The 13,000-nt window shown below is 70.2% G+C and carries 12 protein-coding genes; 10 read left to right on the top strand and 2 right to left on the bottom strand.

Annotation, left to right across the window (positions count from 1 at the left end):
- The first annotated feature begins 70 nt into the window (after nucleotides 1–70).
- The 3 genes from glyA to NBY65_RS01700 all read left to right on the top strand — a co-directional run bounded on the left by glyA (nucleotide 71) and on the right by NBY65_RS01700 (nucleotide 3,359).
- Nucleotides 71–1,384, top strand: coding sequence for a serine hydroxymethyltransferase (gene glyA / locus NBY65_RS01710; RefSeq protein WP_150039055.1), 1,314 nt, complete (start codon nucleotides 71–73; stop codon nucleotides 1,382–1,384).
- Nucleotides 1,385–1,389: 5 nt separating this feature from the next.
- Entirely contained in the window at nucleotides 1,390–1,911 is a 522-nt protein-coding gene (locus NBY65_RS01705; RefSeq protein ID WP_150039054.1) for a prolyl-tRNA synthetase associated domain-containing protein, read from the top strand.
- 77 nt (nucleotides 1,912–1,988) lie between these two features.
- Complete coding sequence (locus tag NBY65_RS01700; protein WP_150039053.1) at nucleotides 1,989–3,359, top strand: L-serine ammonia-lyase; 1,371 nt, start codon at nucleotides 1,989–1,991, stop codon at nucleotides 3,357–3,359.
- Here the strand turns inward: NBY65_RS01700 and NBY65_RS01695 are convergent, their stop codons facing one another.
- Nucleotides 3,360–4,538: an ROK family transcriptional regulator gene (locus tag NBY65_RS01695; protein WP_162530380.1), complete on the bottom strand. Its 1,179-nt coding sequence runs from the start codon at nucleotides 4,536–4,538 to the stop codon at nucleotides 3,360–3,362. It abuts the gene before it with no gap.
- A 104-nt stretch (nucleotides 4,539–4,642) separates the two neighbouring features.
- Here NBY65_RS01695 and NBY65_RS01690 point away from each other — a divergent pair, with 104 nt between their 5' ends.
- Genes NBY65_RS01690 through NBY65_RS01660 form a run of 7 tightly spaced genes read left to right on the top strand, consistent with a single transcriptional unit; the run spans nucleotide 4,643 to nucleotide 12,182 of the window.
- A complete protein-coding gene (locus tag NBY65_RS01690; RefSeq protein ID WP_150039050.1) occupies nucleotides 4,643–5,908 on the top strand; it encodes an extracellular solute-binding protein in 1,266 nt (421 codons plus the stop codon).
- A gap of 7 nt (nucleotides 5,909–5,915) precedes the next feature.
- Complete coding sequence (locus NBY65_RS01685; protein ID WP_203330360.1) at nucleotides 5,916–6,800, top strand: carbohydrate ABC transporter permease; 885 nt, start codon at nucleotides 5,916–5,918, stop codon at nucleotides 6,798–6,800.
- Nucleotides 6,797–7,636 carry a carbohydrate ABC transporter permease gene (locus NBY65_RS01680; RefSeq protein WP_150039048.1) on the top strand — a complete coding sequence of 280 codons (840 nt, stop codon included), beginning with the start codon at nucleotides 6,797–6,799 and terminating at the stop codon, nucleotides 7,634–7,636. The genes NBY65_RS01685 and NBY65_RS01680 overlap by 4 nt, the downstream gene beginning before the upstream one ends.
- Nucleotides 7,633–9,141, top strand: coding sequence for an argininosuccinate lyase (argH, locus tag NBY65_RS01675; protein WP_150039046.1), 1,509 nt, complete (start codon nucleotides 7,633–7,635; stop codon nucleotides 9,139–9,141). Before NBY65_RS01680 ends, argH begins: the two co-directional genes overlap by 4 nt.
- A gap of 4 nt (nucleotides 9,142–9,145) precedes the next feature.
- Entirely contained in the window at nucleotides 9,146–10,210 is a 1,065-nt protein-coding gene (locus NBY65_RS01670) for an ABC transporter ATP-binding protein (protein ID WP_150039044.1), read from the top strand.
- Nucleotides 10,207–11,136 (top strand): ROK family protein, encoded by a 930-nt coding sequence (locus tag NBY65_RS01665; protein WP_162530379.1) that lies wholly within the window; start codon nucleotides 10,207–10,209, stop codon nucleotides 11,134–11,136. Before NBY65_RS01670 ends, NBY65_RS01665 begins: the two co-directional genes overlap by 4 nt.
- 8 nt (nucleotides 11,137–11,144) lie before the next feature.
- Entirely contained in the window at nucleotides 11,145–12,182 is a 1,038-nt protein-coding gene (locus tag NBY65_RS01660; protein WP_150039040.1) for an SIS domain-containing protein, read from the top strand.
- 119 nt (nucleotides 12,183–12,301) lie between these two features.
- On the opposite strand, the gene NBY65_RS01655 is transcribed toward NBY65_RS01660, so the two are convergent.
- Nucleotides 12,302–13,000, bottom strand: coding sequence for a GntR family transcriptional regulator (locus NBY65_RS01655; protein WP_150039038.1), 699 nt, complete (start codon nucleotides 12,998–13,000; stop codon nucleotides 12,302–12,304).

The following is a 13,000-nucleotide window of genomic DNA, read 5'->3' as shown; positions in this document are numbered from 1 at the left end:
GGCGCGCGGAGGCCGCGAACCATCAGCATAGTCGCCTGCCTGCTTTCCTTTCGCATTGGACCCAGCCGCCATGGATCAGATCGCGCCGCATCCCGACCGGGCCACGCTGTTCACGGAGTCCCTCGCCGAGATCGACCCGGAGGTCGCGGCCGCGATCGGCGCGGAGCTGGGCCGGCAGCAGGACAAGCTGGAGCTGATCGCTTCCGAGAACATCGCCTCCCGCGCGGTGCTGCAGGCACAGGGCAGCGTGCTCACCAACAAATACGCCGAGGGCTATCCGGGCCGCCGCTACTACGGCGGCTGCGAGCATGTCGACGTCACCGAGCAACTCGCGATCGAGCGGGCGAAGGCGCTGTTCGGCTGCGGCTTTGCCAATGTGCAGCCGCATTCCGGCGCCCAGGCCAATACCGCCGTGTTGTTCGCGCTGTTGTCGCCGGGCGACACCGTCCTGGGTATGAACCTCGCCCATGGCGGTCACCTGACCCATGGCGCGGCGCCGACGATCTCCGGGCGGTGGTTCCGCGCCGTCCAGTACGGCGTGGACCCGCTGACGCAGCGCATCGACTACGCCGAGGTGGAGCGGCTGGCGCGCGCGCACCGGCCTCGGCTGATCATCGCCGGCGGCTCGGCCTATCCGCGGGTCATCGACTTCACCCGCTTCCGCGCCATCGCCGATGAGGTGGATGCCTGGCTGATGGTGGACATGGCGCATTTCGCCGGGCTGGTGGCGGGCGGCGTGCATCCGAGCCCGTTGCCGCACGCGCATGTGGTGACCACCACGACGCACAAGACGCTGCGCGGCCCACGGGGCGGCATGATCCTGACCAATGACGGCAGCCTGGCGAAGAAGCTTGCCTCGGCCGTGTTTCCGGGCGTGCAGGGCGGCCCGCTGGAGCACGTCATCGCTGCCAAGGCGGTCGCCCTCGGCGAGGCCCTGCGTCCTGCCTTCCGCGACTACGCGCGACAGGTGGTGGAGAACGCGGCGGTGCTGGCGGCGGAACTGGCGGGGGGCGGCGCCGCGATTGTCTCCGGCGGCACCGACACGCATCTGGTCCTGGTCGACCTGCGGCCCAAGGGGCTGACGGGCAAGGCGGCCGAGCGCGGCCTGGATGAGGCCGGCATCACCTGCAACAAGAACGGCATTCCCTTCGACCCGGAGAAGCCGTCGGTGACCTCGGGCATCCGCCTCGGCACGCCCGCCTGCACCACGCGCGGCTTCGGCGCCGCGGAGTTCCGCCGCGTCGCCGGGCTGATCGACCGGGTGCTGACGGCACTCCCCGATCCCGTCGCGGCGCCGCGGGCGATCGCCGGGGTGCGCCAGGACGTGGCCGCGCTGTGCGCCGCCTTCCCGATCTACCGCAACGCCATTGCCGCAGAAGGATAGACGCCATGTCCGTCATCGAGGAGACCGTGCCCGGCCAGGACCGGCTGCGGGCCGTGCTCGCCGGCTGCACCGATCCGGTGCAGGAAGTGACGCACCCGCCGGTGCACACGGTCGAGGAAGCGATGCCCTACTGGGCGCAGCTTTCCGGCGAGCACACCAAGAACCTGCTGCTGAAGGACAATCGCGGCCAGCTCTGGCTGGTCACCATGCGCGCCGGGCTCCGCGCCGACCTGAAGGCCCTGGCGGGGCTGCTCGGGGCGAAGCGGGTCTCCTTCGCCAGTCCGGCCACCTTGCTGGCCGCGCTCGGCCTTGCCCCCGGCGCGGTCAGTCCGCTCGGGCTGGTGAACGACGCCACCGGCCAGGTGCGGCTGGCGCTGGACCGGGCGCTGCTGGAGGCTGGACGCATCACCTGCCATCCGCTGGTCAACACCGCCACCGTGTCGCTGAGCTCGCAGGATTTCGCGCGCGTGCTGGAGCGGCTCGGCGTGCGGCCTCTGGTGCTCGACCTCGATCCGGCTTCCACCTGATTGCGGTATTATTCCTGGATCATGCCGTGCCACGCTGCCTTTGACGCCGACGCGCGGGAACCGGCATCCTCCGCTCCATGATCAGCGTCTTCGACCTCTACAAGATCGGGATTGGCCCGTCGTCGTCGCACACGGTCGGGCCGATGCGCGCCGCATACGGTTTCCGCGCCGGGCTGCTGGCCTCGGAGCGGCTGAGGGATGTGGCGCGGCTGCATGTCACGTTGTTCGGCTCGCTGGCCTGGACCGGCAAGGGGCACGGCACCGCCAAGGCGGTGATCCTGGGCCTCGCCGGGGAACTGCCCGACACGGTGGATCCCGATACCGCCGACAGCCTTGCCGCCGCGGTGTCGGCACGCGGCGCCGTCGATCTGGGCGGGCACGTCGTCGGCTTCGAACCAGCGACGGACCTGGTCTTCGACACGCTCGCCCCGCCGCCCGTGCACCCGAACACGCTGGCGCTGGTGGCGCTGGACGCGGAGGGGCGGGAGGTGGTGGCCGAACGCTGGTGCTCGGTCGGCGGCGGTTTCGTGGTGCCGGAGGCACAGGTTGGGCAGACCGCGCTGGCAGGCGCGCCGGACGTGCCGTACCCGTTCCGCTCCGGCGCGGAGCTGCTGCGCATCGGCACGCGCACCCGCCTGTCCATCGCCGAGATCGTCATGGCCAACGAATCCGCCTTGCGCCCGGCGGCGGAGGTGGAGGCCCATCTCGACCGGGTCATCGGCACCATGATGGCCTGCGTCGAGCGCGGCATGCAGCGCGACGGGGAATTGCCTGGCGGGCTCGCGGTGCAGCGGCGGGCGGCGCGGCTGCGCGCGCAGATCGAGGCCGACCGCTACCGCAACATCCGCCACCGGCACGAGGTGATGGATACGATCAACCTTTATGCCATCGCCGCGACCGAGGAGAACGCGGCCGGCGGGCGGGTAGTGACGGCGCCGACCAACGGCGCGGCCGGGGTGCTGCCGGCGGTGCTGCGCTACTACCGCGAGGGCTGCGTCGGCGCGACCGCTGCCGGCATGCACCAGTTCCTGCTGACCGCCACCGCGATCGGGGCGTTGTTCAAGATGAACGCCTCGATTTCCGGCGCGGAGGTGGGCTGCCAGGGCGAGGTCGGGGTGGCGTGCTCCATGGCCGCGTCCGGGTTGGTGGCGGCACTCGGCGGCAGCAACGAGCAGGTCGAGAACGCCGCCGAGATCGGCATGGAGCACCATCTCGGCATGACCTGCGATCCGGTCGGCGGGCTGGTGCAGATCCCCTGCATCGAGCGCAATGCCTTCGGCGCGGTGAAGGCGGTCAACGCGGCGTCGCTGGCGCTGCGGGGGGATGGCCGCCATCTGATCTCGCTCGACAAGGTGATCGCGACGATGCGGCAGACCGGCCTGGATATGCAGTCGAAATACAAGGAAACCTCGCAGGGCGGGCTGGCGCTGAACCTGCCGGAGTGCTGATCAGGCGCCGGTGTGCCGGCGGCGTGAGGCGGGCTTGCGCATCGATTGCGGGTCCGGGGCCAGCCAGTCGTAGAAGGGCAGGGCCGCTGCCCCCAGCACCGGGCTGCCGGCGATGCCCGAGCCCGCGAGCACCCGTGGCACGCCGCGCCCCGTGCGGCAGGCAATGGACGGCGGCAACGGCTCCAGCGCCGCGATCAGCCGGGCGATCACCGCCTGGGGCAGGCGGCCGGCGATCACGATGGCCTCGGGGTCGAACAGCATCTCGATGGTGACGATGACGCCGCGCAGCCGCAGGGCCGCTTCGGCGATCCAGTCCTGCACCACCTCGTGCGCGGGGTCGATGGTCTGCAGCCCGGACGCGGCCAGCCGCGCCTGCAGCGCATGGATGGAGACATAGGCTTCCAGGCATCCATCCGGTCCGCCCGGATGGCGGCGCCCGCCGGGTTCCACCACCATCAGCCCGATCTCGCCGGCATTGCCGTGCGCGCCGCGCAGCGGCTGGCCGTCGGTGAAGGCGCTGCCGCCCAGGCCACGGCCGAAATGCAGGTGGAAGAAGCTGCGCAGGCCACGGGCACAGCCATAGAGGTATTCCGCCCGCGCCGCCGCCGCCGCGTCCCGCTCGACCAGCACCTTCAGGCCGAGTTCCGCACCGAGCCTGTCAGCGACTGGCAACTCTCCCCAGCCCGGCAGGGTGGTGGGGCCGGCGAAGGCTTCGCCATCGGTCGCGAACGGGCCCGGCATGGCCAGCCCCACCCCCCAGGGGGCGGCCGTCACGCCGTCGCGCAGCGCCGTGACCATGGCGATGATGCGCGGGATCAGCGCTGCGGGGCGCGGATCGGTCACGGCTTCGCATAATTCGGCCCGGCGTTCGCCGGCGAGGTTGATCCGCACGCCGGTCAGCCGGTCGTGTTCGAGCGAGAGGCCGATGGAGCTTGCCGCGTCGGCACGCAGCGCGAGATCCACCTGCGGCTGTCCCCGCCCGAGGCGGCGGCCGCTGACATGCACCAGTTCGGCCTGCAGGAACTCGGCGATGATGTTGGAGATGGTCTGCGGCGACAGCCCGGTCAGCCGGGATAGTTCCACCCGGCTGCAGGGGCCGTGGCGGTGCAGGGCTTCGACGACGACGCGGCGGTTGAACGACTTGGCGCGTTCACGGTCGGTTCCCGAGATTTCAACCATCTGGTGCATCGGGGGGCTTTACAGAAAGGGATGGTCGGGTTCAAATCCACTGACTGGATTTAATCGGGCCGGAGGCTCCGGTCCACAAGGCAGGAAATGGCGCGATGACCTTGACCCGCCGTGCGTTCGTGGCGTCCACCGGCCTGGCGGCAGCCGGCCTTGCCGCACCCGCCATCGCCCAGTCCAAGGTGGAGATCACCTACTGGCAGTATTCGTTTCCGGTGAAGGAAACGGCCATCAATGCGCTGATCCCGGTCTTCGAGAAACAGAATCCGGGAATCCGGGTCAGGCACGAGACATTTCCCTATGCCAATTTCAATACCAAGGTCGCCGTGGCCGTTCCGGCCGGTAGCGGCCCGGATGTCGTCAACCTGTTCTATGGCTGGATTCCGCAGTACCTGAAGGGCGGCTATCTGCAGCCTTTGCCCGCCGGCGTCATTTCCCCCGCCGCCATCGAAGCGGAGTTCTTCCCCCTGGTGCAGGCGGCCAAGGTCAATGGCAGCTATTACGCCCTGCCGACCGCGGTGCGGTCGCTGGCCCTGTTCACCAACCGCAAGCTGTTCCGCGAGGCCGGGCTTGATCCGGCGCAGGCGCCACGCACCCTTGCCGAGTACCGCGATCTTGCCATCCGCCTGACCCGGCGCGACGCCTCGGGCAACATCACCGTTGCCGGTTCCACGATGCAGCCCTCCGGCCAGCACGTGAACTGGATTCGCGAAGTGCTGGTGCGCCAGTTCGGCGGCACACCCTATTCCGCGGATTTCCGCAAGGTCACTTACGATTCGCCGGCCGGGGTTGCCGCCATGCGCTGGTATCTCGACCTGATCCGCCGCGACCGCGTCGGCTTCCCCGATTTCATGACCGACGACGTCACCGCCTTCCGCGCCGGCCGCGCGGCGATGACCATCGACGGGTCCTTCCGTCTGGCGGCGCTGAACGGCCAGAAGGAGCTTGATTTCGGTGTCGCCGAATTGCCGGAACATGAAGGCCGGCGGGCCAACTTTGCCTCGTTCTGGGCCAACGGCATCACCCGCAACGCCACCGGCGCCCGGGCCGAGGCGGCGGCGAGGTTCGTGGCCTTCCTGGCCAGCCCGGACGTGATGGGCGTCTGGCTGGAGAAGGTGGGCGAGTTGCCGGCGCGCAAGGCGGTCGGGCTGACCCCGGCCAATCTTGCGCATCCCCAGTACGGCCCCTTCATCCGCGGGCTGGAATACGCCTCGGCCACCGCCTTCGTCGACGAGCTCGGCCAGCGCCAGGTGCTGCTGGATGCGGTGGACGACGCGGTGGCGAGCAACCGGCCGGCCGAGGAGGTCGTGCGGCGCATGGCGCAGCGCGAGCAGGACGTCATCGACGCCTTCTACGCGCACTGAGGCGGCGATGCGCATCCGGCAGCGCCAGGCGCTCTGGGCCTATGCCTTCCTGGCGGTGCCGGCGATCTTCTACAGCCTGATCCGCTTCTACCCGGCCCTGCAGAGCTTCTGGCTGTCCTTCCATCGCTGGAGCCTGCTCGGCCAGGAGCCGCGCTACGTCGGCATCGACAACTACGCGCGGCTCGCCGGCGATCCGGTGTTCTGGCAGGCGCTGCTGAACAGCGCCTGGTACGTGCTGTACGGGCTGCCCACCGGGTTGCTGCTGAGTTTCACCATCGCTTATTTCCTCGACAAGATCACGCGCGGGCAGGGCCTCCTGCGGGCGTTGTATTTCCTGCCCTATCTGGTTTCCACCGTGGCGGTGGCGTGGATCTGGCGGTGGTTCTACCAGCCGCCACCGATCGGCCTGTTCAACGATATCCTCGGCCTGATCGGCGTGCCGCCGCAGCCCTTCCTGCGGTCCACCGCGCAGGCGCTGCCCTCGATCACCGCCGCCGCGGTGTGGACGGGGTTGGGTTTCAATGTGGTGATCTTCCTTGCCGGGCTGCGCGCCATCCCGAGCGATTACTACGAGGCCGCCCGCATCGATGGAGCCAATAAGTGGCAGGTGCTGCGGCGCATCACCCTGCCGCTGATGCGGCCCACCATCCTGTTCGTGGTCATCATCAACTCGATCCAGTTGCTGCGCACCTTCGACCAGGTGTTCAACATGACGGCGGAAGGGCAGGGCGGTCCGCTGAACGCCACCAAGCCGTTGGTCATGTTCATCTACCAGACCGCCTTCGTGCGCTTCGACATGGGCTACGCCTCGGCCGGTACGGTGGTGCTGTTCCTGATCCTGCTGGCGATCACGCTGATCCAGCTGCGCGTGCTGGGACGGAGGGGGGCATGAGCGGGCCGGTGATGATCCGCCGTCGTGGCGATCTGGGGCGGGCGGCGATCTGGCTGGGGCTGCTCGCCGGCGGGCTGGTGATGGTGGCGCCGCTCTGGCTGGCCTTCGCCACCTCGCTCAAGCAGGGCGCCGAGGTGTTCAGCCTGTCGCTGTGGCCCGAGGCGCCGACGCTGGCCAATTACGCGCGCATCCTCGGCGACGGGCGCTTCCCGCTGTGGTTCCTCAACTCGCTGGTGGTCAGCATCGCCACCACGCTCTCGGTGCTCTTCTTCGACAGCCTGGTCGGCTACACGCTGTGTAAGTACCGTTTCCGCGGGCGTGGGCTGGTGTTCGTGCTGATCCTGTCCACCATGATGGTGCCGACCGAGATGCTGGTCATCCCGTGGTACGTGATGGCGCGATCCTTCGGCTGGGTGGACAGCTACTGGGGCATCATGTTCCCCGGCATGATGACGGGCTTCGGCACCTTCCTGATGCGGCAGTTCTTCGCCACCGTCCCCGACGACCTGCTCGATGCCGCGCGCATCGACGGGCTTTCGGAATTCCGCATCTGGTGGCAGGTGGCGATGCCGCTGGTGCGGCCGGCGCAGGCGGCGCTGGCGATCTTCACCTTCCTCGGCAACTGGTCGGCCTTCCTGTGGCCGCTGATCGTCAGCAGCGACCGCAGCCGCTACACCCTGCCGGTGGGGCTGGCCTTCTTCTCCGGCGAGAACAACACCGAATGGCAGCTGGTGATGGCGGGGGCCTGCCTCGCCACCGTGCCGACGCTGCTGCTGTTCCTCTTCTTCCAGCGCCAGATCATTCGCGGCATCGCGCTCACGGGGCTCAAGGGATGACCATCGACGACACCAGCCGCTTTCCGGCTCCCGCCTATCGCGACGCCGTGCTCGCGCCGCTGTTCGACGAGACGCGCCGTCACTATGCCGGGCTGCTCGAGCGCGTGAACCGCGCCCATGCGGTGATGCTCGCCGAGCAGGGGCTGCTGACCGAGGCCGAGGCCGGAAAGCTGCTCGATGCGCTCGCCGCCCTGCGCCGCGACATCGACCTGGACCAGGTGACCTATACCGGCGCCTTCGAGGACCTGTTCTTCCTGATCGAGCACCTGCTCGGCGAGCGGGTGGGGCGCGACCTCGCCGGGCGGCTGCACACCGGGCGCAGCCGCAACGACATGGATGTCACCATCTTCAAGATGGCGCTGAAGGCGCGGCTGCGCGGTCTGATCGGCGAAGTGGCCGATCTTGCCGCGGCGCTGCTCGACATCGCCGCGCGCGAGCGGGCGACGCTGGTGGTCGCCTATACCCATGGCCAGCCGGCGCAGCCCACCACCTTCGGCCACTACCTCGCCGCCTTTGCCGAGATCCTGCTGCGTGATCTCGGGCGCCTGCTGCACGCCCATGGCGATGTCGATCTCTGCTCCATGGGGGCGGCGGCGATCACCACTACCGGCTTCCCGCTGTCGCGCCCGCGCATGGCGGAGCTGCTGGGGTTCACGACCTTCCAGGACAACAGCTATGGTTGCATCGCCGCGGCCGACTACCTCGCCGGGGCCTATGCGGCGATGAAGGTGCTGTTCCTCAATGTCGGCCGCTTCGTGCAGGATCTGAACAGCTGGACCTCCTTCGAGGTCGGCCAGCTCTACGTGCCCAATGCCTTCGTGCAGGTCAGCTCGATCATGCCGCAGAAGCGCAATCCCGTGCCGGTCGAGCACATGCGGCTGCTGGCCTCGCACGCGGTCGGCCAGTGCGACGTGGTGATGGGCACCCTGCACAACACGCCTTTCACCGACATGAACGATGCCGAGGGCCCGACCCAGTCGGCCGGGTATCAGGCCTTCGCCACCGCTGGCCGGCTGCTGCCGCTGCTGACGGCCTTCGTGCAGGCGGTGCGCGTGCGCGAGGACCGGGCGCGCGCGATCATCGATGCCGCCTGCCTGTGCATGACCGAACTCGCGGATTCGCTGGCGCGCGCGGAAGGGTTGTCGTTCCGTCAGGCCCACGAGGTGGCCAGTCGTCTGTCGCGGCAGTTGATCGAGACTGGCACCGGGCTGTCCGGCCTCGATGCGGCCAGCTTCGCTGCCCTGTTCACCGAGGTGGTCGGGCGACCGCCCCGCCTGGAGGCGGAAGCGTTGCACCGTTTCGCCAGTCCCGAGCATTTCGTCGCCGTGCGCACCCTGCCGGGCGGTCCCGGGGAAGCGGCGCTCACGGTCAGCCTGCAGGGATTGAACACCCGCCTGGGGGACGTGCGGGACCGGCTGGCCGCGCTGGCACAGGCCGAGGACGCGGCCATGTCCCGGCTCGACGCCGCCGTCGCCCGGCTGGTCGCCATCGCCGCGGAGCGCTGAGGCCATGGGAGAGGTTCAACTGCGCGCGGTCGCCAAGCGCTTCGGCGCCCAGACCGTGGTGCATCCGATGGATCTCGACGTCGCCGACGGCGAGTTCCTGGTGCTGGTCGGCCCCTCGGGCTGCGGCAAGTCCACCACCCTGCGCATGATCGCCGGACTGGAGGAAGTCTCGGGGGGCGAGATCCGCATCGCCGGGCGCACGGTGACCGATCTGGAGCCCAAGGACCGGAACATCGCCATGGTGTTCCAGAACTACGCGCTCTATCCGCACATGACGGTGCGCGAGAACATGGGCTTCGGCCTGCAGGTCGCGCGCATGCCTCGCGCCGAGATCGACCGCCGCGTCGAGGAGGCGGCGGCGATCCTCGACCTGACGCCGCTGCTCGCGCGCCGTCCCGCGCAGCTCTCCGGCGGGCAGCGCCAGCGCGTGGCGATGGGCCGCGCCATGGTGCGGCGCCCGGCGGTGTTCCTGTTCGACGAGCCGCTGTCCAACCTCGACGCCAAGCTGCGCAACCAGGTGCGCACCGAAATCAAGAAGCTGCACCAGGCGTTGCGCACCACCATCGTCTACGTGACCCATGACCAGGTGGAGGCGATGACGCTGGCCGACCGCGTCGTGGTCATGCGCGATGGGCGCATCGAGCAGGTGGGGGCGCCGATGGAGGTGTACCGCCACCCCGCCAACCTGTTCGTCGGCGGCTTCATCGGCGCGCCGGCGATGAACCAGTTGCCGGCCCGTGTCGTCGCCGGCCGTGCCTGCGTGGGAGAGGGGCTGGCCTTCACCCTGCCCGGCGATGTGCTGGAACCGAAGCTGGTGCTGGGCCTGCGCCCGGAGGACATCGTGCCCGCACGGCCGGGCGAGCCGGATACCTTCGCGGCGATGCTGCGCGTGGTCGAGCCGCTCGGCGCCGAAACCCTGCTGCTGATCGAGGCCGGCGGGCACGAGCTGACGGTGCGCCTCGCCGAGCGCGGCGAGCCGCCGCGTGCGGGGGAATGGCGGTATTTCCGCCCCTTGCCCGGATCGCTGCACCTGTTCCATCCCGACGGACGCGCGCTGGGGCAGGCATGACCAGCCTGCCGGCGGGCGGGGCGGGGGACGCCGCCATGCATATCGGCATCGATCTCGGCGGCACCAAGGTGGAGGTGGCACTCACCGGGCCGCGTTTCGACGCGCCGCTGCTGCGGGCCCGCGAGCCGACCGAGCAGTCCGGTGTCCCCGCCCTGGTGGCGCAGATTGCCCGGCTGGTGGCGCGTGCCCGCGCCGCGGCGGGGGAGGCGCCGGTGACGCTCGGCGTCGGGCTGCCGGGATCGATCGACCCGGAGCGGGACCGGGTGCGCAATTGCGGCCTGCCCTGGCTGGATGGCGCGCCCTTGCCGGCGCTGCTACGGGCGGCGACCGGGCTGGTGCCGGTGCTGATCAATGACGGGCATGCCTTTGCCCTGAGCGAGGCGTTGCTCGGCGCCGGGCGCGGTCACCGGCTGGTGCTGGGATTGACGCTGGGCACCGGGGCGGGCGGCGGGGTGGTGATCGACGGGGCGCTCTGGCCCGGCCGTCACGGCATCGGCGGCGAGTGGGGGCATATGTGCATCGAGGCCGGCGGGCGGCCCTGCTACTGTGGCCGGCGCGGCTGCGTCGAGCAGTATCTTTCCGGCACCGCGCTGGAGCGGCGCTACCGCGAACTGGGCGGTCCGGTGCTGCGCCTGCCTGCCATCGTCGCGCGCGCCGGCGAGGACACGGTCGCCGCGCAGGTGCTGGCCGAGGCGGCCGGCTGGTTCGGCCTGGCCGTGGGCAGCCTGGTCAACCTGCTTGACCCGGACGTGATCGTGCTCGGAGGTGGTCTCTCGCAACTGGATGTGCTGTTCGGGGAGGGACGCGCGGCGATGGCGCGACAGGCGATGACCGAAACGCTGCAGACGCTGCTGCTGCCGCCGCGCCTTGGCGATTCCAGCGGCGTGCTGGGCGCCGCGCTGATCGGCGCGACCGTGGGAGCATGACCGCGACGATGACCCCTTCTTCCTGCGCTTCGCTGATGGCGGCCGAGGCCGCCGAGGCTGCCGCCGCCGTGCGGCGCCAGACCGCTGCCTCGGCCGATCTGTTCGCGGCCCTTGGCCGCCGGTTGCGCGCCAGCCCGCCGCCCTTCGTGGTCACCTGCGCGCGCGGCAGCTCCGATCACGCCTGCAGCTATGGCAAATACCTGATCGAGACGGTGGCCGGCCGCGTCGTCGCCTCGGTGGGGCCTTCGGTCGCCTCGGTCTACCAGCGCCGGCTGGCGATGCGGGGGGCGTTGTTCATCGCGGTCTCGCAGTCCGGCCGCAGCCCCGACCTGCTGCGCCTGACCGAGGCCGCGCGGGCCGAAGGCGCGCTGGTCGTGGGCTTCGTCAACGATCCCGAGGCCCCGCTCGCCGCGCTGTGCGAAATGGTGATCCCGCTGGCGGCGGGACCGGAACGCAGCGTCGCCGCGACCAAGTCCTGCCTCGCGTCGATGGCGGCGTTTCTGCATCTGGTGGCCGGCTGGTCGGAGCAGCCTGGGGTGTTGGCGCAGTTGCACGCCTTGCCCGCCGCGCTCGAGGCCGCCTGCGGGCTGGACTGGTTCCCGGCGCTGCGGCCTTTGGTCGGGGCAGGCGGGCTCTATGTGGTCGGGCGCGGGCCGGCCCTGGGGGTGGCCGCCGAGATGGCGCTGAAATGCAAGGAGACCTGCCGCCTGCACGCCGAGGCCTTCAGCGCGGCGGAATTGATCCACGGCCCGCTGGAACTGGTGCGCGACGGCTTCCCCGTGCTCGCCTTGGCCCAGCCGGATGCGGCGGCGGCACAGACGCGGCAGGTGCTGGAACGTCTGGTCGCGCTCGGCGGGCAGGTGTTCACCACCGCGCCGGACATGGCCGGCACGGTGGCCTTGCCGGTGGTGGACGGCATGGCGGCGGAGGTGATGCCGCTGCTGGCCTTGCAGAGCTTCTACCTCGCCGCGTCCCGGCTTGCCCGGGCCCGCGGCCTGGATCCCGACGCGCCCTCCAGCTTGCAGAAGGTGACGCGGACGGTGTGACCAGCGGTCTGTAGGGCGGATGCAATCCGCCAACGCAAGCCGGCCACCTTACGGAGCGTTGCGACGGCGGATTGCGCTGCGCTGATCCGCCCTACGGCTTTTGCCGTCGAAGGTGTGGTTCAGCTTTCCCGGCGTCGCCAGGTGCGCAGGAAGGCCAGCAGGCTGTCCCCCGCGTCACGCACATGCGCCGCGAGCAGCTCGCCCGCCTGCACCGCGTCGCCGGCCTTGCAGGCCTGCAGCAGCGCCGCATGCTCCTGGCGGGCGCGCGACTGGCCCCGCCCGCCGGTGAACAGCAACTGCATGCGGGTATAGCGGTCCGTCTGGTCGAGCAGGCCATGCACCAGGGCGAGCGAGCGCGCCCGTCCTGACGGCTCGTACAGCGCGAGATGGAACTGGCTGTTGAGCGTACCCCAGGCCGCCACGTCGCTTCGCTCCAGCGCGGCGGCGTAGTCGGCCAGGATGTGCTCGGCCCGGGCGAGGGTGAGTTCGGTCTGGTGGGGAATCGCGCGCCGCACCAGCTCCGGTTCCAGCATCGCCCGCAGGTCGAACAGTTCGGCGATGTCGTCGAGGGACAGCACGGAGACGATCGCGCCGCGATGCGGCATGATCGTGACCAGGCCTTCGGATTCCAGGCGCCGGAACGCCTCGCGCAGCGGAATCCGGCTGACGCCCAGCTCGGCCGCCAGGGTCTCCTGCCGCAGTTGCGCGCCTTCCGGCAGCTCCGCGGAGAGAATGCGGGCGCGCAGGGCGTCGGTCACCGCTTCGACCACCGTGACGCGCTGCACGACGCCCAGGCCGTGGGAAGAAGGATCGTTCAT

Source organism: Rhodovastum atsumiense, assembly GCF_937425535.1.
Lineage (GTDB): Bacteria > Pseudomonadota > Alphaproteobacteria > Acetobacterales > Acetobacteraceae > Rhodovastum > Rhodovastum atsumiense.
The sequence above is the reverse complement of the archived record's forward strand: the minus strand, read 5'-3'. Positions and strand labels throughout refer to the sequence as shown.